This is a genomic window from Hymenobacter sp. J193, assembly GCF_024700075.1.
GTDB lineage: Bacteria > Bacteroidota > Bacteroidia > Cytophagales > Hymenobacteraceae > Hymenobacter.
This window is the reverse complement of the sequence record NZ_JAJONE010000001.1, coordinates 1249830-1272482: the sequence shown is the minus strand read 5'-3', so window position 1 is coordinate 1272482 and position 22653 is coordinate 1249830. Positions and strand designations below refer to the sequence as shown.

At 60.0% G+C, this 22653-nt stretch carries 21 protein-coding genes and 1 pseudogene; 14 read left to right on the top strand and 8 right to left on the bottom strand.

Translation table 11 applies throughout. From position 1 onward, the window contains the following. Nucleotides 1–123: 123 nt before the first annotated feature. Nucleotides 124–1362, bottom strand: a complete 1239-nt coding sequence (locus LRS06_RS05510; protein WP_257870563.1) for a metallophosphoesterase — start codon at nt 1360–1362, stop codon at nt 124–126. A 187-nt stretch (nt 1363–1549) separates the two neighbouring features. On the opposite strand from LRS06_RS05510, the gene radC reads away from it, so the two are divergent. Next, nucleotides 1550–2251 carry a DNA repair protein RadC gene (radC, locus tag LRS06_RS05505; protein WP_196953635.1) on the top strand — a complete coding sequence of 234 codons (702 nt, stop codon included), beginning with the start codon at nt 1550–1552 and terminating at the stop codon, nt 2249–2251. A 199-nt stretch (nt 2252–2450) separates the two neighbouring features. Continuing rightward, entirely contained in the window at nt 2451–3089 is a 639-nt protein-coding gene (locus tag LRS06_RS05500) for a DUF1684 domain-containing protein (protein ID WP_257870562.1), read from the top strand. Nucleotides 3090–3104: 15 nt separating this feature from the next. On the opposite strand, the gene LRS06_RS05495 is transcribed toward LRS06_RS05500, so the two are convergent. Beyond that, on the bottom strand, nt 3105–3713 hold the full coding sequence (locus LRS06_RS05495; protein ID WP_257870561.1) for a Uma2 family endonuclease: 609 nt from the start codon (nt 3711–3713) through the stop codon (nt 3105–3107). A gap of 192 nt (nt 3714–3905) precedes the next feature. Between LRS06_RS05495 and pheT the strand changes: the two genes are divergently transcribed. The 4 genes from pheT to rny all read left to right on the top strand — a co-directional run bounded on the left by pheT (nt 3906) and on the right by rny (nt 8926). Further along, nucleotides 3906–6341 (top strand): phenylalanine--tRNA ligase subunit beta, encoded by a 2436-nt coding sequence (pheT, locus tag LRS06_RS05490; protein WP_257870560.1) that lies wholly within the window; start codon nt 3906–3908, stop codon nt 6339–6341. Between the two features lie 150 nt (nt 6342–6491). Beyond that, nucleotides 6492–6788: a hypothetical protein gene (locus tag LRS06_RS05485; protein WP_196953561.1), complete on the top strand. Its 297-nt coding sequence runs from the start codon at nt 6492–6494 to the stop codon at nt 6786–6788. A gap of 27 nt (nt 6789–6815) precedes the next feature. Further along, entirely contained in the window at nt 6816–7106 is a 291-nt protein-coding gene (locus tag LRS06_RS05480) for a cell division protein ZapA (protein ID WP_257870559.1), read from the top strand. Nucleotides 7107–7231: 125 nt separating this feature from the next. Continuing rightward, nucleotides 7232–8926, top strand: a complete 1695-nt coding sequence (gene rny, locus LRS06_RS05475) for a ribonuclease Y (protein WP_257870558.1) — start codon at nt 7232–7234, stop codon at nt 8924–8926. A gap of 321 nt (nt 8927–9247) precedes the next feature. On the opposite strand, the gene LRS06_RS05470 is transcribed toward rny, so the two are convergent. The 3 genes from LRS06_RS05470 to LRS06_RS05460 form a co-directional block, all read right to left on the bottom strand. Then, nucleotides 9248–9946, bottom strand: a complete 699-nt coding sequence (locus LRS06_RS05470; protein WP_257870557.1) for a hypothetical protein — start codon at nt 9944–9946, stop codon at nt 9248–9250. A 344-nt stretch (nt 9947–10290) separates the two neighbouring features. Then, entirely contained in the window at nt 10291–11031 is a 741-nt protein-coding gene (locus LRS06_RS05465) for a hypothetical protein (RefSeq protein ID WP_257870556.1), read from the bottom strand. A 241-nt stretch (nt 11032–11272) separates the two neighbouring features. Then, complete coding sequence (locus LRS06_RS05460) at nt 11273–12673, bottom strand: mercuric reductase (protein ID WP_257870555.1); 1401 nt, start codon at nt 12671–12673, stop codon at nt 11273–11275. Between the two features lie 123 nt (nt 12674–12796). Between LRS06_RS05460 and LRS06_RS05455 the strand changes: the two genes are divergently transcribed. The 4 genes from LRS06_RS05455 to LRS06_RS05440 all read left to right on the top strand — a co-directional run bounded on the left by LRS06_RS05455 (nt 12797) and on the right by LRS06_RS05440 (nt 16703). Further along, nucleotides 12797–13528 carry a hypothetical protein gene (locus LRS06_RS05455; protein ID WP_257870554.1) on the top strand — a complete coding sequence of 244 codons (732 nt, stop codon included), beginning with the start codon at nt 12797–12799 and terminating at the stop codon, nt 13526–13528. A 174-nt stretch (nt 13529–13702) separates the two neighbouring features. Next, complete coding sequence (locus LRS06_RS05450; RefSeq protein WP_257873382.1) at nt 13703–14935, top strand: NADP-dependent isocitrate dehydrogenase; 1233 nt, start codon at nt 13703–13705, stop codon at nt 14933–14935. 208 nt (nt 14936–15143) lie between these two features. Beyond that, nucleotides 15144–16253, top strand: coding sequence for a glycoside hydrolase family 18 protein (locus LRS06_RS05445; protein ID WP_257870553.1), 1110 nt, complete (start codon nt 15144–15146; stop codon nt 16251–16253). Between the two features lie 93 nt (nt 16254–16346). Beyond that, nucleotides 16347–16703, top strand: a complete 357-nt coding sequence (locus LRS06_RS05440) for an antibiotic biosynthesis monooxygenase (RefSeq protein WP_257870552.1) — start codon at nt 16347–16349, stop codon at nt 16701–16703. Between the two features lie 209 nt (nt 16704–16912). Here the strand turns inward: LRS06_RS05440 and LRS06_RS05435 are convergent, their stop codons facing one another. Further along, the gene (locus tag LRS06_RS05435) at nt 16913–17269 is read right to left on the bottom strand and encodes a DUF4870 domain-containing protein (protein ID WP_257870551.1); all 357 of its coding nucleotides are present in this window, start codon (nt 17267–17269) and stop codon (nt 16913–16915) included. Nucleotides 17270–17416: 147 nt separating this feature from the next. After that, nucleotides 17417–18298, bottom strand: coding sequence for a succinate--CoA ligase subunit alpha (sucD, locus tag LRS06_RS05430; RefSeq protein ID WP_149072193.1), 882 nt, complete (start codon nt 18296–18298; stop codon nt 17417–17419). Nucleotides 18299–18553: 255 nt separating this feature from the next. Between sucD and LRS06_RS05425 the strand changes: the two are divergent. Continuing rightward, nucleotides 18554–19528 (top strand): annotated as a pseudogene (locus LRS06_RS05425) (PLP-dependent cysteine synthase family protein); the annotation flags it as partial. Between the two features lie 41 nt (nt 19529–19569). After that, the gene (locus LRS06_RS05420) at nt 19570–19977 is read left to right on the top strand and encodes a response regulator (RefSeq protein WP_257870550.1); all 408 of its coding nucleotides are present in this window, start codon (nt 19570–19572) and stop codon (nt 19975–19977) included. Nucleotides 19978–20180: 203 nt separating this feature from the next. Here the strand turns inward: LRS06_RS05420 and ade are convergent, their stop codons facing one another. Beyond that, entirely contained in the window at nt 20181–21854 is a 1674-nt protein-coding gene (ade, locus tag LRS06_RS05415) for an adenine deaminase (RefSeq protein WP_257870549.1), read from the bottom strand. Between the two features lie 118 nt (nt 21855–21972). Between ade and LRS06_RS05410 the strand changes: the two genes are divergently transcribed. Both LRS06_RS05410 and LRS06_RS05405 read left to right on the top strand, forming a co-directional pair. Further along, a complete protein-coding gene (locus LRS06_RS05410; protein ID WP_257870548.1) occupies nt 21973–22098 on the top strand; it encodes a hypothetical protein in 126 nt (41 codons plus the stop codon). A 45-nt stretch (nt 22099–22143) separates the two neighbouring features. Further along, a complete protein-coding gene (locus tag LRS06_RS05405) occupies nt 22144–22539 on the top strand; it encodes a hypothetical protein (RefSeq protein ID WP_257870547.1) in 396 nt (131 codons plus the stop codon). Nucleotides 22540–22653 lie beyond the last annotated feature (114 nt).

Below are 22653 nucleotides of genomic sequence, written 5' to 3'. Positions count from 1 at the left end.
AGGGAAAGATGGGTGCCTATACGGTAGGGTTTGCGGCACGGTTACTCCGGGCCCGTAGCTCAACAGCAAAAACGCCACTGATCTGAAAACCAGTGGCGTTTCGCGGGGCAAGAAAAAGGGGGTTTAAGCGCGCTTCAACTCGAATACGGTGATTTCGGGCAGGAAGCCCACGCGGCCGTGGTAGCCAATAAAGCCCAGGCCGGCATTTACGTAGAGGTATTGCTTGCCGCGCTGGTAGAGGCCAGCCCACTGCTTGTAGGCATACTGCACGGGGCTCCACTTCAGAAACGACAGGTTGAGGCCGAACTGCATGCCGTGGGTGTGGCCCGAGAGCGTGAGGTCGATATCGGGGTACTCGTGCACCTGCCCGTCCCAGTGCGAGGGGTCGTGGGAAAGCAGGATTTTGAAGGGTGCGTCGCCGGAAGTGGCGTGGGCTTTGGCCAGGTTGCCGTACTTGGGAAAGCGCATCTGAGCCCCCCAGTTTTCTACCCCAATGATGGAAATTTTTTCGCCGTTGCGCTCCAGCGTGTGGCTTTCATCGAGCAGCAGACGCCAGCCAATGTTGGCGTGGTTCTGCTTGAGGCGGTTCAGGTTGGCCGTTTTTTCTGCGGGGCTGGGCCATTCCACGTAGTCGGCGTAGTCGTGGTTGCCAAGAACGGAGAAGATGGGCAGCTTGGATTGGATGCCCGCCAGCGTGTCGATGTGCTCTTCTACCTCCGTGGCCAGGTTGTTTACTAGGTCGCCGGTCATCACCACCAGATCAGCCTGCTGCTGGTTGATGAGGGCCACGGCGCGCTGCAGGGGCTCTTTGGAGTGAAAGGAGCCCGTGTGCAGGTCGGAAATCTGCAGCAGCTTGAACCCGTCAAAGGAGGCCGGCAGGTTAGGGAACCGCAGCGTTACGCGCCGTACGGTATAATCGGTGCCGCCCTTCACCATGCCCCAGATAAGCGAGACAAACGGCACGGCCCCGGCCAGCAGCGCAGCTTTGCTCAGAAACTCACTTCGCGAAATAGCCGGGCCGGTGCCGCTGCCGGCCGGCCGGCTTACGGCTTGCCAGGCCCAGCGGCCAAGGCGCACGAGGTCTTCCAGCAGCAGCGGAACGAGCACTACCAGCTTGGCGGCCAGCATAGCCAGCAGCACGCCTCCGAGGTAGGACTTGAAGGATGGATGCTCGCGCCGGTTGCTCATGGCCCAGAAGCCCAGCGCCCACACGGCCACCGTGAGCACCCAGTACCCTATTAGTACTAGGCGCCGGGACGAGGAACCGGGGGCAGGAGCCAGGGCCCGCACGGCTTGAAAACTATACCATTCGGCCGCCACCAGGGCCGCCAGAAAAAAGAGAGAACCAGTAAGTCGAGACATAACAGGAGGCAAAACCGTAGGCGGCGCATTTAGTTCAGCCCCGGCCCGGCAAAAACGAAAGACGAAGATTTTGGCTTTTTACTTTAGATTTCCCCGGGATATAGTATTTTTCACATAGTTATTCCTCTTTCTATCTTACCTCTGCCTGCCCGTGACGCTATCCGAGCTGCTGTCCGACACTTCGCCCCTGCACTACGCGGCGCCTTCTTCCTTCAGCATCAAGGCCTGGGCCGAGGAAGACCGGCCCCGCGAAAAGCTGCTCCAGAAAGGCCGCGCGGCCCTGTCGGATGCTGAGCTGATGGCGATTCTGCTGGGCTCGGGCACGGCCCGGCTGTCGGCCGTGGATGTGGCCAAGCTGGTGCTCAACGCGGTGCAGAATGACCTGAACGCCCTGGCCCGCCTCTCGGTGAAGGAGCTGATGAAGCAGAAAGGCATCGGCGAGGCCAAGGCCATTACCATCATAGCGGCGCTGGAGTTGGGCCGCCGCCGCAAGGAAGCCGACGTGCCGGCCCGGGCCACCATCACCTCCTCGGCCGATATCTACCGCGTCATCCGGCCGCATCTGCAGGATTTGCCCCACGAGGAGTTCTGGGTGGTGCTGCTGAACCGGGCCAACGTGGTGATGCGCACCGTGAGCATCAGCCGCGGCGGGGTGGCCGGCACCGTGGCCGACCCCAAGCTCATCTTCAAGGAAGCCCTGGAGCAGCTGGCGTCGTCCATCATTCTGGTGCACAACCACCCCAGCGGCAACCGCAACCCCTCCGCCGCTGATATAGCCCTCACCCGCAAGCTCAAGGAAGCCGGCCAGTTTCTCGACCTGCCCATTCTCGACCACCTCATCTATACCGACGCCGGCTACTACAGCTTCGCCGACGAAGGCACGTTGTGAGTTGTCCGTTGTCAGAATGTCATGCTGAGCGCAGCCGAAGCATCTCTACCGCTTCGTTGGGGTGGTAAGCAGACGAAGCGGTAGAGATGCTTCGACAAGCTCAGCATGACGGACTTTTATCATCTGATAACTCACAACTGACAATGGGCAACTGACAATTAGCAACGAGCAACTGCCCCCCGGCCGCTACCTTTGTGGCATGCGCATTACCCCCAAATTCTTTATTGGCCTTGGGCTGCTGGTTGTTATCGGCTATTTCCTGGCTGATCTGGTGTTCAACGACCACCAATACGCCCTGCGCCTGCGCAAAGACCGGCAGGAGAAAAACGATGCCTTCCGCCGGGTGGATGGCTCCCCGCTCAGCCAGGAGCAGCGCGACACCTTCGACAGCCTGCGCTATTTTGCGCCCAACAAGGCTTGGCGGCTGGAAGCGCAGCTGGAAACCTTTCCGCGCCGCGACACCGTGCAAATGGCCCTCACCGATGGCAAAGCCGACGCCTACCTGCGCTGGGGCCGGGCCAAGTTCATTTTAGATAAGCAGGAGTACCAACTTACGCTGTTTCTGAAAGCCGACGGCCAGGATTCCACGCTGTTTGTGCCTTTCACCGACAAAACCAATGGCTTCACCACCTACGGGGGCGGCCGCTACCTCGATGCTGCCTTGCCCGCCGCCGATGCCACCGAGCTGGTGCTGGACTTCAATGAGGCCTACAACCCCTACTGCGCCTACAACGACAGCTACGCCTGCCCCGTACCGCCCACCGATAACCGCCTGCTCGTGGCCATTGAGGCCGGCGAAAAAGAGTTTCATAGCCACGATGGCCACGCAGCCGAGTAACGGGCAAATAGTAGGCTACTCGGCCCGCAACGGCCGCAGATCCAGCCGGAAACCGGGTAGCACCGCTTCGCCGCTAAGCTCCTGGTTGTAGCCGCGTATTTCCTCAGCGGGCTGACCAGGGCGGTACACCCAGGCGGTTTCGGTTTCGCAATCCAGCAGGAAGCCCAGTTGCGCCCCGTTGTTCAGCCATTGCTCCATCTTGGCTTGCAGGGTGGTCGTCCGGTCCGAAGGCGACTTTACTTCCACCACGAACTCGGGGCAGACCGGCAGGAATTTGTTGCGCTCCGACACGGGCACCCGCGCCCAGGTAGCGTGGCTAAACCACGAGGCATCGGGGGAAAGGGTGGCCTTATCGGGCAATATGTAGGCTGCCGAAGATTCGCCGACGCGGCCCAACTGGTGTTGTTTGTTCCAGAGCTTGAGTTGAAAGACAACTTCAGCGCTGGCGGCACTCGAAAGGAATCCGGCGGGGGACATAAAAATGATTTCGTGGTCGGAAGTGCGCTCCACGCGCAGGTCGCGGTTGTCCTGGCATAACTGGAAAAACTCCTCGTCGCTGAAGCGGGTGACGAGCGGGCCACGCAGTACAATGGCTTCTTCCGAAATAGCAGGGCGGTTCGACATAGAAAACAGGCGTTGCTGTACCGAAATATACACCGAAACCCCGCGAGTCGGTTCGTTTTCCGGCGCCCGCCCGAATCCGTACCTTTGCCCGAAGTCAGTTGCCGGTTGTGCGTTGTCGGTTGCCAGTTTGTGCTGGTTGTCTGAAACCGTCGGCAGGCACCTGACACTTGGCAACCGGCAACTGAACACCCAATGAAGATATCCTACGACTGGCTTCGCACGCTCATTTCCACTGATAAACCGGCCGACGAAATCGGCCGCCTGCTCACCGGCTCGGGCCTGGAAGTGGAAGGCATTGAGGAGCTGGAAAGCGTGCCGGGCGGCCTGCGTGGCATAGTCCTGGGCACGGTGCTCACCCGCGAAAAGCACCCCGATGCCGACAAGCTGAGTTTAACTACCGTAGACGTAGGCGACGACACCCCGCGCCAGATTGTGTGCGGGGCCCCCAACGTGGCGGCCGGGCAGCGCGTGGTAGTAGCGTTGGAAGGTGCCACGCTTTACCCCACCACCGGGGAGTCGTTCAAAATCAAGAAGTCCAAAATCCGTGGGGCGGCCTCCGAAGGCATGATCTGCGCCGAGGACGAAATCGGCCTGGGCCAGTCGCACGCCGGCATTATGGTGCTGGATACGGACCTGCCCAACGGTACGCCCGCCGCCGAGTACTTCGGCCTGGGCTCCGATTCGGTGTTCGAAATCGGCCTCACGCCCAACCGCGCCGACGCGGCCTCCCACTTCGGGGTGGCCCGGGAACTGCGCGCTTTGCTGCGTCAGCCCTGCCACCTGCCCGATATCAACCACTTCCACGCGCCTGCGGAAGCCTCAAAGCCGGTTAGTGTAACGATTGAAGACGCGGAGGCCAACCCCCGCTACGCCGGATTGCTGCTGGAAGGGGTGCAGGTAGGCCCGTCGCCGGATTGGCTGCAGCGCCGCTTGCGCAGCATCGGCCTCTCGCCCATCAACAATGTGGTGGACGTTACCAACTTCGTGCTGCACGAGCTGGGCCAGCCCCTACACGCCTTCGACGCCGACCAGATTGCCGGAAACCAGGTGTGCGTGAAGCGGGCCGAAGCCGGCGAGAAGTTCACGACCCTGGATGGCACAGAGCGTAGCCTCAAAGCCGAAGACCTCATCATTGCCGACGCCAACGGGGCACCAATGGCGCTGGCCGGCGTATTCGGGGGCAAAACCTCGGGCGTGTCAGACGCCACCACGCGGGTATTTCTGGAAAGCGCCTACTTCGCGCCGGCCGTGGTGCGCAAAACCAGCCAGACCCACCAGCTCAAAACCGACGCTTCCTTCCGCTTCGAGCGAGGCACCGACCCCAACATGGTGCTCATTGCCCTGAAGCGGGCTGCCTTGCTGCTGCAGGAGGTAGCCGGCGCCACCGTGGCCGCGCCCATCGTGGATGAGTACCCCACGCACATCGGCCACACCCAAGTGCGTTTGCGTCTGCCCCGGGTAGAAAAGCTGGTAGGTCAGTTCATTGCTCCGGAGCGCATCCGCCAGATTCTCACCGACCTCGACATCCTCATCAGCGAGGAGCTGACCGACGAAGCTGGCCAAGCCGAGTGGATTCTGTCGGTGCCGCCGCACAAGGTAGATGTGACCCGGGAGGCTGACATCATCGAGGAAATTCTGCGCATCTACGGCTATAATCACGTGGCTTTGCGCCCGCACAACTCCGCCAGCTACCTCGCCCAGTTCCCGAACCCCGAACCCGAAATCATCCGCCAGAATACGGCGCGGCTGCTCAGCGGGCAGGGCTTTTCGGAAATCATTACCAACTCTATCACCAACTCGCTGTACTTCGAGAAAAGCGGAGAAAACAATGAGGCGCTGGTGCGGCTGCTCAACTTCAACAGCGCCGAGCTGAACATCATGCGGCCCACCATGCTGCACAGCGGCCTGGAAGTGGTGCGCCACAACGTGAACCGCCGCCAGCGCGACCTGAAGCTCTACGAGTTCGGTAAAACCTACCGCCGCAAAGCCGACGGTCAGTACGAGGAGCAGAACAAGCTGGTCATTTACCTCACCGGCAACACGGCCGCCGAAACCTGGCAGCAGAAGTCGGACAAGGCTACCTACCATCAGCTGGCTGGCGCGGTGCAGCAGGTGCTGGCCTCGTTGGGATTTGCGCAGCCTGCTTCGCAGCCGGTGCAGCACCCTTACCTGGCCGGGGGGCTCACGCTGCTGGCCCAGAACCAGCCGGTGGCCCAGCTGGGAGCGGTGTCATCGGCCGTGCTCAAGCAGCTGGATGTGTCGCAGCCGGTGTGGTATGCCGAGCTGGACTGGGACTGGCTGATGCGCAAGTACAAGAACGCGCTGGTAGCCCGCGAGCTGCCCAAGTTCCCGGAAGTGCGCCGCGACCTGAGTTTGGTAGTCGATAAGATGATTACTTTCGACCAGCTTCAGCAGATTGCCCGCCGCACCGAGAAAAAGCTCCTGCAGCAGGTGAACGTGTTCGATGTGTACGAGGGCGACAACCTGGGTGCGGGCAAGAAGAGCTACTCCGTGAGCTTCCTGCTTCAGGACCCTACCCAAACCCTCACCGACCAGGCCATCGACCAGGTGATGACGCGGCTGATCCAGCAGTTCGAGCAGCAGGCCGGGGCGCTGATTCGTAAATAAGTTTCTGGTTTCTGGTTGCTTGTTTCTAGTTTAGATGCCCGGGTTGTGCCGTTCAGCTGCTGGTTGCTGCCTCACCCCGCCGTCTTCAAGCGTGTAAAGCCGAGTATTGACCAGAAACTAGCAACCAGAAACCAGAAACTCTTTTATAAAATGGCCTCAACCCAGCAGCTTGCTCAACTTGACCGCCTGGAGCGGCAGGTAACCACCTTAGTGGCTGCCTATCAGCAGTTGCGCGAGGAGCTGGCCGATGCCCAAACCACCATTCAGCACCTGCGCGCCGACGTGCGCGACCGGGAGCGGCAACTCAAGGATTTCCAGAATCAGGAGAATATCACTAAACTTGTCAATACCATAGCAGGAGAACCTGCCAACGTCAACGAGCTAAAACTTCGCCTCAACGAATACATCCGCGAAATAGATAAGTGCCTTGCCTATTTGAGGGAGTAACCACCATCCAATCCTGCCCGCCTGCTGATGTCCGAGCTTTCCATCAAAATCCGCCTTGCCGACCGTGACTACCCCATGCGGGTAGCTGCCCAGGACGAGGAGCGTCTGCGCCTGGCCGGGCGCATGCTCAACGAGCGGCTGCGCGAGTTCCGGGACCAGTACGGCATCCAGGACAAGCAGGACTTGCTGGCCATGCTGGCCCTGGCCACCATGGCCGACCGCCTGAAAGTGGGTAAGGAGAAGGACGGTACCGACGCAGCCCTGACCGAGCGCATCGCGCGCCTGGACGAGCTGTTGTCGGGGGTAGTACTCGGGTAGCGGCGTAGCCGCGTACGTTTAGGGCCCGGCTGGGGGGCGGAGCAAGCGGCTCTGCCATCCGGCCTTCAGTGGTTCCGCAGTTCTCTGCTATGGGTGTACTCACCTTTTCCAACCCCCCATAGCTCATGTCCGACACTCTTTATATCGTCTTAGCCGTAGCCGCCCTTATGGTCGGCTTTGTGCTGGGGCGCCTGCAGGCCGGCAAGGCCCGGCAGGACCACGAAGCCGACGCCAAAACCCGCGCCCAGCAGCTGCTAACCGAGGCCGAACAGCAGGCCAACCGCATCCGCGACGAGCGGATTCAGCAATCCAAAGACAAGTTCCGCACCCTTAAGCAGGAGTTTGAGCAGGAAAGCCGCCGCCAAAAGCTGGCCCTCGACCAGGAACTCACCGAGCGCCGGGCCACCGTAGTGGAGCAGGAGCAAAGTATCAAGCAGCTCACCCAGACCACCCAGAAGCAACTCGAGCAGATTCAGCGCAAGGAAAAAGAGCTGGATGCCACCCGCGAAAAGATTGAAACCCAGGCCCAGCAGCAGCGCGAGCGGCTGGAGGCTCAGGAAGAAAAACGCAGAAGCGTGCTCGAAAATCAGCTGGCGAAGCTGGAGCAGCGCGAGCGGGAAGTGGAAGACGAGCTCGAAACCACCCGCCAGGACCTCGGTGAAAAGCAGCGCCAGGTGCAGCAGCAGCTCGAAACCATTTCAGGCCTCACCGCCTCCGAAGCCCGCGAGCAGCTGGTTGAGAGCCTCAAAAACGAAGCGCAGATTCAGGCCAGCTCCTACATCAAGGACGTGGTGGCCCAGGCCAAGCTCACGGCCACCAAAGACGCTAAGAAGGTGGTGCTCGAAACCATCCAGCGCACCGCCGCCGAGCACGCCATCGAGAACTGCGTGAGCATCTTCAACATCGAAAGTGACGATGTGAAGGGCAAAATCATTGGCCGCGAAGGCCGCAACATCCGCGCCCTCGAAGCCGCTACCGGCGTCGAAATCATCGTGGACGACACGCCCGAGGCCATTATCATCTCCGGCTTCGACCCGGTGCGCCGTGAGGTGGCCCGCCTTTCCCTGCACTTGCTGGTGAAGGACGGCCGCATTCACCCGGCCCGCATCGAGGAAATTGTAGCTAAAACCCGCAAGAACATCGACGAGGAAATCGTGGAAATCGGGGAGAAAACCATCATCGACCTCGGCATTCACGGCCTGCACCCCGAGCTCATCAAGATGGTGGGCCGCATGCGCTTCCGCTCTTCCTACGGCCAGAACCTGCTCCAGCACTCCCGCGAAGTAGCTAACCTCTGCGCCACCATGGCTGCCGAACTGGGCCTGAACGTGAAGCACGCCAAGCGCGCCGGCCTGTTGCACGACATCGGCAAGGTGAGCACCGAGGAGCCCGAGCTGCCCCACGCCATCCTGGGTATGGAAATGGCCAAGAAGTACAAGGAGCACCCCGATGTGGTCAACGCCATCGGTGCCCACCACGACGAAATCGAGATGACGGCCATGATTTCGCCCCTCGTGCAGGCCTGCGACGCCATCAGTGGCTCCCGCCCCGGCGCCCGCCGCGAGATGATGGAAAGCTACATCAAGCGCCTCAAGCAGCTGGAAGAAACGGCCGTGGGCTTCGACGGCGTGCTGCAGTGCTATGCCATCCAGGCCGGCCGTGAGCTGCGCGTGATGGTAAACGCCGACAACGTAACCGACGACCGCGCCCAGGAGCTGAGCTACGAAATTTCCCAGAAAATCGAAAAGGAAATGCAGTACCCCGGCCAGATCAAAATCACCGTCATCCGCGAAATGCGCGCCGTATCCTACGCCAAGTAGGGGAGAAATAGCAGTACCCAAACCGCCCGCCGCGACGAGAGTTGCGGCGGGCGTTTCTGTTTTGGTGACTGGCGCGAGCTTAGCGGAGCGTAACTCGTGCCGCATCATGCCGGGAGGCTGTGCCTCCCGGCACCATACTACCCAAACGACGCGGTTCCGGCTTGCCGCGTTGCGGCAGTGGAGGTACAACCTCCACGCCATAGCCGGGCACGAATTACGCTCCGCTAAAATCGCGCCGGGGCAAAGCCAAAACCCCCGCCGCAACAAGCGTTGCGGTGGGGGTTTCTGCGAAGCGGGGCGTACCAGGCGCAGCTGCGCGGCCTACTCCTTGGGCTTGTACAAGTCAAACCGCAGGTCGTAGGTGAAGCTGGAGGCGTGTAGCCGGGGGAAAAACAGCGTGGGCGCCCCGTTGTGCAGGATGGTGCGCTTGGTGATGCTGGTCAGCGTCCGGCTGAAGTTCACATCGGCGTGCAGGCGCCCGAGCGTGAGGCCCCCGCCCAGCTTGAACCCAGCCACGAAGGGCGAGATGCCGTGCTCAATATCGTAGAAAATGTAGCGGTTGGGCCGCTGGCTGGGCACTTGGTCCACGTCCGGGTCGGGGAGGCGGTACCAGCCGAACAGGCCGGTATGCAGCTGCCAGTACTTGAACTGCTTCACCACCAAGGGTGCCACTTCCAGCCGCTTATAGGCCGGCACCCTACTGGATTGAATCCAATTGGCGTCGTCTACCGTCAGGTCCACATCGGGGTTCCAGGCACTCATCTGGAGGCGGTGGTTAATGTAGGAAACCTCCGGCCGTAACTGTAAGCCATGCGGAAGATGAAAAGTGGTGTAGGCACCCACCCGAATGTTGTCACTGTCCGTGCTGCCAATGTACACGGGAAACCGGCCTACCAGTTGCAGCCGCGTGTCTACCTTGAGCGTGGTGTAGCCGGCTATCAGGCCGATTGGACCCAGCTTCGATTGCGCCTGCGCCGCTTTGGCTCCCAGCAAGCCCAGCAGCGGTAAGAATAGTTTCATCGTGTGTATCCCAGGTAAGAGTAAGTACAGCAGCCAATAGAGCCGGCCATCCCGCAAACCTACGCCATACATCGGCACTTTAACAGGCAGATCCCGGCGCCGTTGTGACATTATAGAAGCGGCATGCTTCCGTCGGTTCACCCCCTGCCGTCCTGTCGCCCCTCGCCGTCGCTCGGCTATGCCGAGTGACATCTACGCCTGAGGGGCTATGCCCCGAATCCGCCCGCGCCGTTTGCCCAGCCGGTGCAGGAGCGCGCAGCACAGCGGCTTGGATGTAGTCGTCACTTAACAAAGCCGAGCGGCGGTAGGAGCAAAACACGCATGTCAGCAAGCCCCACAGCCTCCTACGGCAGCTGCGAAGCCAGGTACCACACAAACAGCAGGGAAAGCCCCAGCGCCGACAACCGCAGCAACAGCCTCGTGCTGCCCGCCAGCGTAGGAGTGGGCACCGCCGAGTGAGCCTGCAGCAGCAGGGCCACCACCCGTACTCGTTCCGTCCAGAGCAAAAACACCAGCCCCACCGTCAGCACCACCGACTGCAGCAGCGCCCCTGCATTCAGGTGGTAGAACACGTTTATCAAGACCAGATTGCCCATTACCGCCAGCAACAGAAACACCCCCAGCAACAGCGTCCGCCGAAACAGCAGCAGCCCGGCGCCCACAATCTGCAGCCCGGCTATAATCAGCCCAAACGCCTCCGAATACCCGAAGTAGTACCACGTCAGCCACTCCCCCGACTGCTGGTTCATGGGCTGCGCGGCTATTTCCGTCGGCACCACAAACTGCAGGCCAAAGAGCTTCTTCCAGCCAAAGCTGGCAATATTGAAGGCCAAGCCATAGCGGATAACCCCGTATAGCCAGCCATACACCTGCTCCGAGTTGATGCGCTGCCGCCGCTCCAGCCCCTGCCACACCACCGGAAAAACCACCGCCACCAGCAAAGCCGCACCCACCAACGAAAATACCACCACCGGCGGAAACCACGCCAGACTGCCGCTATTACCCAGCACCAGCAGCAGCGCCGCTACAACTAGTCCCGCTACCAGGCAGGTAGCAAGTTTTTGAAGGAAAGAGGTGCTCGGCATACAGCGAAGGGTAGTAGTTGGGTAGTTAAAAGCACTGGTTTCTCAATCGTTGAAAAAGAAGGCACCGCGTAGCCCAAGGGTGGGCAAAACGATAAGTGTGCTCGACGTGCACTTTCCTCGCCAACGAAAAAGCACATTTACCACCGACAGACGGGCCGCGCCTTTCCCTACTGACCTGGGTTTTCGCCTGGCAGTTGCCCAACTCGCTCTTTATTATTCCTTTTCTGCTTTCAGGAGTAACTCAGCCCCGCACCAGCTTCGCAAACAGGTTGTTCAGCGCCTCTGCCCAAGTGGGGTGCGCAAACACCGTGTCTTGCAGCTGCTCGCACGTGAGCCGGCCCGCCATGGCCAGCTGAATCATTGACATGATTTCTCCGCCCTGCGCACTGAAAATGGCCGCCCCGATGATGCGCCGACGGTCGTCCACCAGCACCTTCATAAAACCTGCCGTGTGTCCCGTTTGCAGGGCTCGGCCCACTACTCGCACCGGCATGGAGGCCACATGGTACGGAATCTTCTGGTGGCGCGCCTGTTGCTCCGAGAGGCCGATGCGCCCCAGCTGCGGCTCCGTAAACACTACATAGGGCAGAGGCCGCGCCTTGGCCGAGCGACGCTTGCCGTGCAGCAGCGCGTCGCGCAACACCCGGTAGTCGTCGTAGGCTAGGTGCGTAAACTGCGGCCCCGGGTGCACGTCGCCCAGCGCGTACACCCCGCGCACGTTTGTTTGCAGCCGCTCATTCACTTGCACGTAGCCCCGCTCATCCGTTTCGATGCCGGCAGCGTCCAGTCCCAAGTCGTCGGTGTTGGGCGTGCGGCCGGTGGCTACCAGCAGGTGCGTGCCGCGCAGGCGCCGCTCCCCACTGGCCGTGCTGGCTGTGAGCGTGTATTCTCCCGCCGCGTTGCGCGACACCCGCCGCACCCCGGCCCCCAGCACCAGCTCTACCCCGTCGGCTTCCAATTGGGCCTGCATGGCGGCGCACACGTCCGGGTCTTCGCGCTCCAGCAGGTGGTCGGCATTTTCGATGATGGTCACCTGGCTGCCGAAGCGGCGGAACATCTGCCCGAACTCCAGCCCCAGGTAGCCTCCGCCCAGAATCAGCAGATGCTCGGGCAGTTCCTTCAGGTCGAGGATTTCCACGTTCGTCAGGAACCCGCTTTCCACCAGCCCTGGCACGTCCGGCACCGCTGCCCGCGTGCCGGTATTGATGAAAATCAGTGGGGCCTTCACCATTTGCTCCGCTCCACCCACCAGGGCCACCCGTATCATGTGCTTGCCCGTGAAAGTCGCGTGCCCGTGCAGCACCGTAATGCCCGACTGTTCCCTGGTGAGGTTATGGCGTACACCGTCGCGCATCTGCTGCACAATGGCGTCCTTACGGGCCACAATAGCGCGCAGGTCGGGCCGGGGCGCACTGGTGTTGATGCCGTACTCAGCCGCCGTGGCCACCTGCCGTACCCGCTCGGCCGAGGCCAGCATGGCTTTTACCGGTGAGCAGCCGTAGTTGATGCAGGAGCCGCCCAGCAGGCTTTTTTCTGCCAGCACCACCTTGCGGCCTGCTTTCGCCAGGGCCGTTGCCAGCGGGTTGCCGGCCTGGCCGGAGCCGATAATCAATGCGTCGCAGGAGAGAGTAGCTGCCGCCATAAGGTGCCCGAGAAAGCCCGGCCGTAGTGCCGCGCCGCCTTCCATACGGCGCCCTCGGCCCCGCGGCTACACACGTAAACCGCCTTTTCGCCGTTCTGGCCCCGTCTACCTTCCCCGAAACCGATGCGAAACGCCTTCCGAGTGGCCCTGGCCGGCTTGCCGCTGACGCTGAGCAGCTGCGCCTCCATGTACTTTCCGCCGGCTCCCAATGCGCCCCTGCTCACCCAGAAAGGCGAGTTCAGTGGGGGCGCCCAAGTTAATTTTCAGGGCAACTTCACGGCCCAGGCCGCCTACGCGGCCACCAACCACCTGGGCATCATCGGCACAGCCTCCTTCCTGCACACCGATAAAAAGAAGAAGGTCCTCGACCACGACTTCGGCGAGCTGGGCGTGGGCTACTTCACCCGCCTCGGCGACAAGCGCGTCATTGAGGCCTACGCCGGTTATGGTTTTGGCACCAGCCACCGTACCGAGCGTACCCGGGAAGGCCTCGTCACGGACCGCCGCGACGCCCGCCTCGAAAAGTATTTCGTGCAGGTAAACTACTCTTCCAAGGACAGCAAGACCGTGCACCTGCTCCAGCGCGACTGGCCCATCAGCTACGGCACGGCCCTGCGCGTGAGCTATATGAACATGTACGACTTTCAGCTCAACAACCAGCCCGGTCCCAGCGAAACCAACATTCTGCTGGAGCCGATTACCTGGACGCGCGTGGGGCTGTTCGGGCCGGTGCAGTTTCAGTTTATCAGCGGCAGCAATTTCGGCTTGCGCCACCGCAAGTACATGAAGGCCGCCAACTCCGTGTTCAATTTCGGCCTCATCTTCAGCGTGGGCGGGCAGGAGGGGAGGCGCTAACCGCACCGGCCGGCACCGTTTCTGGGCGGTTTGTAGAGGTCGGGTAGCGGGTGATGAAGAATACTCCCTTATTATTGGCCTGGGAAATGCGCCGCCGCGCACGGTTCAGTTATGCGCTGGCCCGCAGTACAGCCCGTCAATACCCCGAAACACCAGCTAAACCCGCTCACCTCCATGACCAAAATCAAAGTAGCCAACCCCGTAGTAGAGCTTGATGGCGACGAAATGACGCGCATCATCTGGAAGTTTATCAAGGACAAGCTCATCACGCCCTACCTCGACCTCGACATCAAGTACTACGACCTCGGCATCGAGTACCGCGACGAGACCAACGACCAGGTAACCATCGACGCGGCCAACGCCATCAAGCAGTACGGCGTGGGCATCAAGTGCGCCACCATCACTCCCGACGAGGAGCGGGTAAAAGAGTTCAACCTCAAGCAGATGTGGAAGTCGCCGAATGGCACTATCCGCAATATACTGGATGGTACCGTTTTTCGCGAGCCTATCGTGATGAGCAACGTGCCGCGCCTGGTGCCCAACTGGACCGCCCCCATCTGCATCGGCCGCCACGCCTTCGGCGACCAGTACCGCGCTACCGATTTCGTCACCAAGGGCAAGGGCAAGCTCACCATCACCTTCCAGCCCGAAGACGGCGGCGAAGCCCAGTCGTTTGAGGTGTTCAACTTCAAGAGCGACGGCGTGGCCCTGGCCATGTACAACACCGACGAAAGCATCCGCGGCTTTGCGCACGCCTGCTTCAACCAGGCTTTGATGAAGGGCTGGCCGCTGTACTTGAGCACCAAGAACACCATCCTGAAAAAGTACGACGGCCGCTTCAAGGACATCTTCCAGGAAATCTACGAGCAGGACTACCTGGCTAAGTTCAAGGAAGCCGGCATCACCTACGAGCACCGCCTCATCGACGACATGGTGGCCTCGGCGCTGAAGTGGAACGGCAACTTCGTGTGGGCCTGCAAAAACTACGACGGCGACGTGCAGAGCGACACCGTAGCCCAGGGCTTCGGCTCACTCGGCCTGATGACCTCCACGCTGGTAACGCCCGACGGCGGCACTATGGAAGCTGAAGCTGCCCACGGCACCGTAACGCGCCACTACCGCGACCACCAGAAAGGCAAGCCCACCTCCACCAACCCCATTGCCTCCATCTTCGCCTGGACGCGCGGCCTGGAGTTCCGCGGCAAGCTGGACGGCAATCAGGAGCTCATCGACTTCTGCCAGAAGCTGGAGCAGGTGTGCATCGAAACCGTGGAAAGCGGCAAGATGACTAAGGATTTGGCCGTCTGCATCCACGGCAACAACGTGGAGCACGGCCGCGACTACCTCTACACAGAGGAGTTCCTGGCCGCGCTGGACGAAAACCTGAAAGCCAAGCTGAGCAAGTAAGCGCTGCAGGCTGCTATACCAAGAGCCCGTCTGGACGTCCAGGCGGGCTCTTGGCGTGAAGGTAGATGACACTTCAGTTGAGTTGCGGACAAGAAGCTGGGCGGCCGCCTACATGATCAGAGATACAAAATTGCCGTGTAGGGTGGCATGTGTGCGCAAACGCGGTGCTTTAGAGCTTGTTTTGTTTCACCAAGCGGCTCCCTGAATCGTGAGAAATATTCTGTATTTGTTCGCACTGCTTCTGAGCATGGCGGCTTGTTCCCCGGCCTCCACTACCGCCATCGTCTCTGAGCCTGATGTGGCCATTATTGCCTATTACGCCGGTGATTCTACGAGTTTCAGGCAATATCCTACAACGAAGCTTACGCACATTATCTACAGCTTTCTGCATCTGAAAGGCAGTGCTTTGGCCTTCGACAAACCCCAGGACAGGGCTACAGTGAAAGCACTGGTAGCCCTTAAAGCAAAGAATCCAGGGCTGAAGATTATGTTGTCCTTGGGTGGCTGGGGTGGCTGTGAAACCTGCTCATCCGTGTTTTCAACCGAAAAAGGCCGGACCGATTTTGCTTTGTCGGTAAAGGAAATCCTGTCTGCCACCCGCACCGACGGAATAGATCTGGACTGGGAGTATCCGGCTATTGTGGGAATGCCTGGCCATCGGTTCACGCCGGAAGACCGGCATAATTTCACCCTGCTCATCCAAGCCCTCCGAAAAACACTGGGCCAGCAGTATGAAATAAGCTTTGCCGCCGGTGGCTTTACGGAAGCTCTGCAAAAATCAATTGAGTGGGCGCAGGTCATGCCCCTGGTAAACCGCGTGAACCTGATGAGCTACGACTTAGTGAACGGCTACAGCACCACTACAGGGCATCATACTCCGCTTTACTCCACCCCAACCCAAGTAGAATCGGTAGACCGCGGGGTGCGTTTCTTGGACTCGGTAGGCGTTGCTCCCGGAAAAATTGCTATTGGGGCCGCATTCTATGCACGTATTTTCAGCGAAGTACCAGCGGCTAACCATGGCTTAAACCAAGCCTGTAAGTTCAAGACTACGGCTAACTACAAGCAGTTTGGGGACAGCCTTTCTGCCAGGCATGGCTTTGTAACCTATTGGGACAGCCTAGCTCAGGCACCTTTTGCCTATAGCAAGAGCCGAAAGGAATTCGCCTCGTTTGATGATAAAAGGTCGGTACAACTAAAAACCCAGTACGTCCTCAATAAGAAGCTGGGTGGAATCATGTTCTGGGAGTTGACCGGAGACCAGCCTCAAAACGGGTTGCTCGATGCTATTTCCCAAGTAGCTCACCCCACGAAATAGTTCTCAGGCAGCATTCGTAGCAGGATGCTATCTTGCTGCAAACCTTAATCACCGAACCAGAGCAGCTACAACTACCTAATCTTAGCAATCTACTTGCCTGACGGTCGGGCTCAGCTTTTCTGGCCAATAACAAAACGACATAACGCTGTAAGTATGCCCGTCCTGGAAGTAGCTATTCTGCAAGTCATTCCGGCGCAGACTCTTGCTTTTGAACAAGCCTTCACGAAGGCTCAGGTAATTATTGCGGCTTCGCCGGGCTACGTTTCGCATGAGTTACAGCGCTGCCTGGAAAAGCCCAACCAGTATATTTTGCTGGTGCGCTGGCAGAAGCTTGCAGACCATACGGATGGGTTCCGGCAGTCGGCTGCTTATCAGGAATGGAAAAAGCTCCTGCACCACTTCTACAGCCCATTCCCTGTGGTCGAGCATTATGAGGCGGTAGTGCAATAGGTAAGCTACGGTCCAAGCCAAGTAAGCCCCACGTACCCGAATTTCAAGAAACACAGACGTATGTGAGCCGCAAGAAGCGCAAATTGTGGCTGCAGCACAGCGTAGCAAGCACTTTTTGGCCTAATGCTAGGCTCGCGCTGGCCAGCCGTATTACGGCGTTTATAGGCCTTATGGACCGCTTTGCCAGGCGAGTACCTCGCCACACACGCCTAGGAGATGATGCGCAGGCAGAGCGGATACGACCACAAGGTGCCTTCATTGGCCTTTACGGCCCCGATAATCGGGAAAATCACCGAAATCAGCCCCAGCGCCAGCAGCAGCGGAACACCCACAAACACAATGCACAGCAACGCGCCCACTGCCCCATAAATCAGGGTGCTGATAATCCAGTTGGCCACCATTTTGCCGTGGGCATCAAGACCGGGAATTTCATCTTTTTTGATCTGCCACAGGATGATCGGGACGATAAAGCCTGCCCCGGGCACCACTACCCCGGCCAGCTGGGAAAGGTGCAGGTAAGTCGCCCACTGGCGAAGGTTGGCGTCGGCGGCGTGCAGGTCGTTCATGGGCAGGGGTATAAGGCGAAAGATGGCGCAAAGTAAGCGGGGCACAGCTATTTACTGCTAACCCTGCCGGACTGTATTAAAAAAAGCGTGGCGGCTCCCAGGAAAGGAAACCGCCACGCTTTGGTGGGCTATTCAAAAAGCAGCCGCTTACTTGCCGCTCAACACGCGCAGCATGGTGTCGCCGATTTCGGCGGGCGAATCCACTACGTGGATGCCGCACTCGCGCATGATGGCCATTTTGGCGGCAGCCGTGTCGTCGGCGCCGCCTACGATGGCACCAGCGTGGCCCATGCGGCGGCCGGGAGGCGCCGTCTGGCCGGCAATGAAGCCAACCACGGGTTTCTTGTTGCCGGTTTCCTTGATCCAGCGGGCCGCCTCAGCTTCCATACCGCCGCCGATTTCGCCAATCATCACGATGCCCTCGGTTTCGGGGTCGTTCATGAGCAGCTCCACGGCTTCCTTGGTGGTAGTCCCGATGATAGGGTCACCACCGATGCCGATGGCCGTGGTCTGGCCCAGACCGGCTTTGGTGAGCTGGTCAACGGCTTCATACGTCAGCGTGCCCGACTTGGACACGATGCCTACGCGGCCTTTCTGGAAGATAAAGCCGGGCATGATGCCCACTTTGCACTCACCGGCCGTCATCACGCCGGGGCAGTTCGGCCCAATCATGCGCAGCCCTTCGCGGCCTTTCAGGTATTCCTTCACCGCAATCATGTCCTTGGTGGGGATGCCCTCAGTGATGGTCACGATAACCTTGATGCCCGCGTCGGCGGCTTCCATGATGGCGTCGGCGGCAAAAGCCGGGGGCACGAAGATGATGCTGGTATCGGCGCCGGCTTGCTCTACGGCCTCCGCCACGGTGTTGAACACGGGCCGGTCGAGGTGCTGGGTGCCGCCTTTGCCGGGCGTCACGCCGCCTACCACGTTGGTGCCATACTCAATCATCTGCTGGGCATGAAACGAGCCTTCGGAGCCCGTAAAGCCCTGCACAATCACTTTGGAATCCTTGTTGACCAGAACACTCATAGAAGTGGGGTTAGCGGAAAATTGCGGGTTGAGGGTGGGAATTTCGCCGACAGCCAAGGGCCGCGGCGGGGCAAAAGTAGGCTTTTTTAGGTGGAGCGCGAAGCCTTGTTTGCCATTCTGCCGCTAGGCCAGGTTATGGTAGAGCTTACCAGGGTGTTTGTCCTGATTCGGCCGCCAACTCTGGCCCGCTACCTAAGCCGCCCATCCAAAATCCGTACCTTTGCCGGCTCTCACCCAGATGACCTTTTCTTTCGAATGTACCTCAATAACATTGTTGAAGCCATTGGCAACACGCCGCTGGTCAAGCTTAATAAAGTAGCCGACGGCATCAAAGGCACCGTGCTGGCCAAAGTGGAATACTTCAATCCCGGCAACTCGGTGAAGGACCGCATGGCCGTGAAAATGGTAGAGGACGCCGAAAAAGCCGGTTTGCTCAAGCCGGGCGGCACCATCATCGAAGGCACCAGCGGCAACACCGGCATGGGTCTGGCGCTGGCCGCCATTGCCAAAGGCTACCAGTGCATCTTCGTGATGAGCGACAAGCAGAGCAAGGAAAAGCAGGATATTCTGCGGGCCGTGGGCGCCCAGGTAGTGGTGTGCCCGGTTGACGTGGCCCCCGAAGACCCGCGCAGCTACTACTCCGTGGCCAAGCGCCTGAGCGAGGAAACACCCAACTCGTTCTATCCCAATCAGTACGACAACATGTCGAACACGGCGGCTCACTACGAAAGCACCGGCCCCGAGCTGTGGCGCCAGACGGAAGGCACCATCACGCACTTGGCCTGCGGCGTGGGCACCGGCGGCACCATCTGCGGCACGGCCAAGTACCTGAAGGAACAGAACCCCAACCTCGTGGCGGTAGGGCTGGATACCTATGGTTCGGTGTTCAAGAAGTACAAGGAAACGGGTATTTTCGACGAAAACGAAATTTACCCCTACAAGACCGAAGGCATCGGCGAAGATATTCTGCCCAAGAATGTTAACTTCGACCTCATCGACCTGTTCATCAAGGTGACCGACCAGGATGCCGCCGTGATGACGCGGCGTCTGGCCAAAGAAGAAGGTCTGTTCGTGGGCTGGTCGTGCGGCTCGGCCGTGCATGGCGCGCTGGAATACGCAAAAGAACACCTCAAGGAGGGCGACACCATGGTCATTATCCTGCCCGACCACGGCACGCGCTACCTCGGCAAAATATACAACGACGACTGGATGCGCGCCCAGGGTTGGCTGTAAGCCACCTCCGTTTTCGCCCCGGCCTTATGGCATTTCCTATGACGCAGAAGTTGCAAAGCATCGTCCTGGTAGACGACAACGAAACTACCAGCTTCCTGAACAACCGCCTGCTTAACCGCCTGGAAGTGGCCGAGCAGATTCAGACCTTTTCCAAGGCCGAGCAGGCATTTCAGGAATTGTGGGGCGGCCAAAATGCGGAGCCCCGCGCCGACGCGCCTAATCTGGTGTTCGTAGACCTGAAAATGCCCGGTATGGATGGCTTCGAGTTCCTGGAGCTGTTCAACAAGCTGCCCGAGGCGGTACGTGAAAAAACCGTCATGGCCGTACTCACAACTTCCATGCACGCCGCCGATACCGCCCGCGTAGCCCAGTATCCCGGCGTGGAGTACCTGGCCAAGCCCCTCACCGAGGAGAAAATGCAGAAGCTGCTGAAAAAGCGGTTTTAACCCGCATGGCGGTTAGGTAACTTGTCATTGCGAGCAGCGCCAAGCAATCCGTCCTGAACAATACCAGACCCGTTCTTCTACCAGAAAGGCCCTGACATCCGCGTAGATGTCAGGGCCTTTTCACGTCTCAGGGTTGGGTGCGTTGCCCAGGACGGATTGCTTCGGCTCCGCCTCGCAATGACCGCGAAAAACAATACTTGCAGCTACACCACGGCTTCCACAAACCGGAATGCTTCCCCGTCGAAGAGGCCTTTGTCGCTGAGCTTGAGGCTGGGAATCACCAGTAGCGCCATAAACGACAGCGTCATGAACGGGGCCTGCAGCGGGGAGCCGAGCTGCTTGGCCAGGGCATCTACGGCGGCATAGGCTTCGGCCACGTGGTAGCCTTCCCGGTCCGACATCAAACCGGCTACCGGCAGCGGCAGAATCAGCTCCTGCCCATCGGGGCCCACGGCGGCCAGGCCGCCCCGCGCTTCCATCACCAGGCTCACGGCCCGGGCCAGGCTTTCATCGTCGCAGCCCACAGCCGTGATGTTGTGCGAGTCGTGGCCCACGGAACTGGCCAGGGCGCCGTGCTTCAGCCCGAAGCCCTGAATGAAGGCCACAGCCGGCGCAGCCGGCTGGTAGCGGTTCACCACGCTCAGCTTGAGAATATCCCGCGTTACGTCGGGCAGGACCAGGCCGTTTTCCGTGCGGGCAGGCACGTCGTGGCGGGCCGTAATCAGCTGACCGTCGAAGCACTCGATGACCCGGATGGTTGGTTGTTCGTTGCTCGCTAATGTTTTTTCGGGTGCTTTCAGCTCGAAGTCAGCAGCGTGCACGGTGGATGCCACGAAGTTGTTCACCACGGCTACCGGCACGGCCGGAATGCGCGTCTGTCCGTTTTCGGCCACCAACTGTCCGTCCAGATAGGTCTGCCGCACCCGAAAATCGATGAGGTCGTCCACCACAATGAAGTCGGCTGCGTCGCCCGCGCGGAGCAGGCCCACGGGCAGGCGGTAGTGCTCCACGGGGTTGCGGCAGGCCACGTGCAGCACTTGCAACACGTCTTGGCCGCGGGCCACGGCGCGCTGCACCAATTGGTTGATGTGGCCCAGCACGAGAGTATCGGGGTGCTTGTCGTCGGAGCAGAACATCAGGTTTTCATAGTGCTCCGGCAGCAGGTCAATCAGGGCCTCGAAGTTGCGGGCCGCTGAGCCCTCCCGAATCAGGATTTTCATGCCCACGGCTAGCTTGTCGAGGGCTTCTTCGGCTGTGAAGCACTCGTGGTCGGTGCTGATGCCGGCTCCGGCGTAGCGGCGGGCATCTTCGCCGCGCAGACCGGGCGCGTGCCCATCCACCGGGCGCCCGTACTGTTGGGCCAGCCTGATTTTCTCCATCACGCCGGCGTCGCGGCTGAGCACGCCAGGCCAGTTCATCATCTCGGCCAGGTAGCCGATTTCGGGGTGCTCTTTGAACAATAGCTCGATGTCAGCGGCGGTTATTTCGGCCCCGGCTGTTTCGAAGGGCGTGGCCGGCACGCACGACGGAGCCCCAAAGCAGAACTTGAACGGCACCTGCGCCCCGTTTTGGAGCATGTACTGCACGCCCGCCACGCCCAGCACGTTCCCGATTTCGTGCGGGTCGGACACGGTCGCCACGGTCCCGTGCGTCACCGCCAGTCGGGCAAACTCCGAGGGTACCAGCAGGGAGCTTTCCACGTGCACGTGGGCATCCACGAAGCCGGGCAGGGCGTAGGGCAGGGTCGCATCGGGCTCAGTGGCACCAGTAGGCTCAACGGCCGCAATACGCCCGGCAGCTACGCGCACCGTAGCGGGGCGGATGGTGTTGGCAAACAAATCGACCACATTGGCCAGCAGGGAGAAATCGGCAGACATAGGCAGCACACTACAAAGGCAACGGGTGGCGTTGCGGGGTAAAGAACCTTAACTTTACGTACATTTCAGCAAGGTTTTCGCCGTGAGAAAGAGTATTTCCCTGTTTTTGGTCGCGTGCATGCTGCTTTCCGTGGGCGGTGGCGCCACGGGCTGCGCGCGCCACTCGTCCCTGCAAAAGAAAACGGCCTCCTACAAGCGCAAAGCCAAGAGCGGCAAGATTCCCTGCCCCTGTGAAAGTCATTAGGGCTACTATTGCGTGCGTAACAGGCCTCACGCCTAACTATTTTCTATGCCTTCCGAATCTCCCCTTGCTGCCCTGCACGCCGCCGCCGAGGCCGTGCGCCAGCAGCTTCAGGTAAACGCCTTCGATGCCCCCGCCGTGCAGCGTCTCACCGACTTCATCGAAGCGCAACGCGCCACCATCCAGCCCGCCGAACGCGAAGGCGTGGTGATGGCGCTGGGCTGTTTTCTGGGCCAGTGCCTGGTAGATACCTATCAGGGGGAATGGGCCGCCGGGCCCGATGGCAGCACGGGCGTGGGCCTGGCGGGTAAATTATTTTTCAACCCCTTCTACCTGGTGAGTGAGCAGCTCACCAAGGGCCGGGAACAGTCGGTGGCCGGTTTTTTTGCTGGTATTCCGGCCCGTTTGGCAACTACCGGACAGCGTAAAAGCTGGATTAAATAAGAATTTTCAAACAAAAATTTCATTTTTCCGCGCCGTTTAAATATACTTACTCAACCCACCCTGAGTCCACCCGGAAAGACACCTATGGTTGAGTAAACTGGTCAGCTGAGAAGC

Bases quoted from the DNA above. Each gene is read 5' to 3' on its own strand.
- LRS06_RS05510 (WP_257870563.1), bottom strand. From the start codon at position 1,362: ATGTCTCGACTTACTGGTTCTCTCTTTTTTCTGGCGGCCCTGGTGGCG.
- LRS06_RS05500 (WP_257870562.1), top strand. From the start codon at position 2,451: ATGCGCATTACCCCCAAATTCTTTATTGGCCTTGGGCTGCTGGTTGTT.
- LRS06_RS05495 (WP_257870561.1), bottom strand. From the start codon at position 3,713: ATGTCGAACCGCCCTGCTATTTCGGAAGAAGCCATTGTACTGCGTGGC.
- pheT (WP_257870560.1), top strand. From the start codon at position 3,906: ATGAAGATATCCTACGACTGGCTTCGCACGCTCATTTCCACTGATAAA.
- LRS06_RS05485 (WP_196953561.1), top strand. From the start codon at position 6,492: ATGGCCTCAACCCAGCAGCTTGCTCAACTTGACCGCCTGGAGCGGCAG.
- LRS06_RS05480 (WP_257870559.1), top strand. From the start codon at position 6,816: ATGTCCGAGCTTTCCATCAAAATCCGCCTTGCCGACCGTGACTACCCC.
- rny (WP_257870558.1), top strand. From the start codon at position 7,232: ATGTCCGACACTCTTTATATCGTCTTAGCCGTAGCCGCCCTTATGGTC.
- LRS06_RS05470 (WP_257870557.1), bottom strand. From the start codon at position 9,946: ATGAAACTATTCTTACCGCTGCTGGGCTTGCTGGGAGCCAAAGCGGCG.
- LRS06_RS05465 (WP_257870556.1), bottom strand. From the start codon at position 11,031: ATGCCGAGCACCTCTTTCCTTCAAAAACTTGCTACCTGCCTGGTAGCG.
- LRS06_RS05460 (WP_257870555.1), bottom strand. From the start codon at position 12,673: ATGGCGGCAGCTACTCTCTCCTGCGACGCATTGATTATCGGCTCCGGC.
- LRS06_RS05455 (WP_257870554.1), top strand. From the start codon at position 12,797: ATGCGAAACGCCTTCCGAGTGGCCCTGGCCGGCTTGCCGCTGACGCTG.
- LRS06_RS05450 (WP_257873382.1), top strand. From the start codon at position 13,703: ATGACCAAAATCAAAGTAGCCAACCCCGTAGTAGAGCTTGATGGCGAC.
- LRS06_RS05435 (WP_257870551.1), bottom strand. From the start codon at position 17,269: ATGAACGACCTGCACGCCGCCGACGCCAACCTTCGCCAGTGGGCGACT.
- sucD (WP_149072193.1), bottom strand. From the start codon at position 18,298: ATGAGTGTTCTGGTCAACAAGGATTCCAAAGTGATTGTGCAGGGCTTT.
- LRS06_RS05420 (WP_257870550.1), top strand. From the start codon at position 19,570: ATGACGCAGAAGTTGCAAAGCATCGTCCTGGTAGACGACAACGAAACT.
- ade (WP_257870549.1), bottom strand. From the start codon at position 21,854: ATGTCTGCCGATTTCTCCCTGCTGGCCAATGTGGTCGATTTGTTTGCC.
- LRS06_RS05410 (WP_257870548.1), top strand. From the start codon at position 21,973: ATGCTGCTTTCCGTGGGCGGTGGCGCCACGGGCTGCGCGCGCCACTCG.
- LRS06_RS05405 (WP_257870547.1), top strand. From the start codon at position 22,144: ATGCCTTCCGAATCTCCCCTTGCTGCCCTGCACGCCGCCGCCGAGGCC.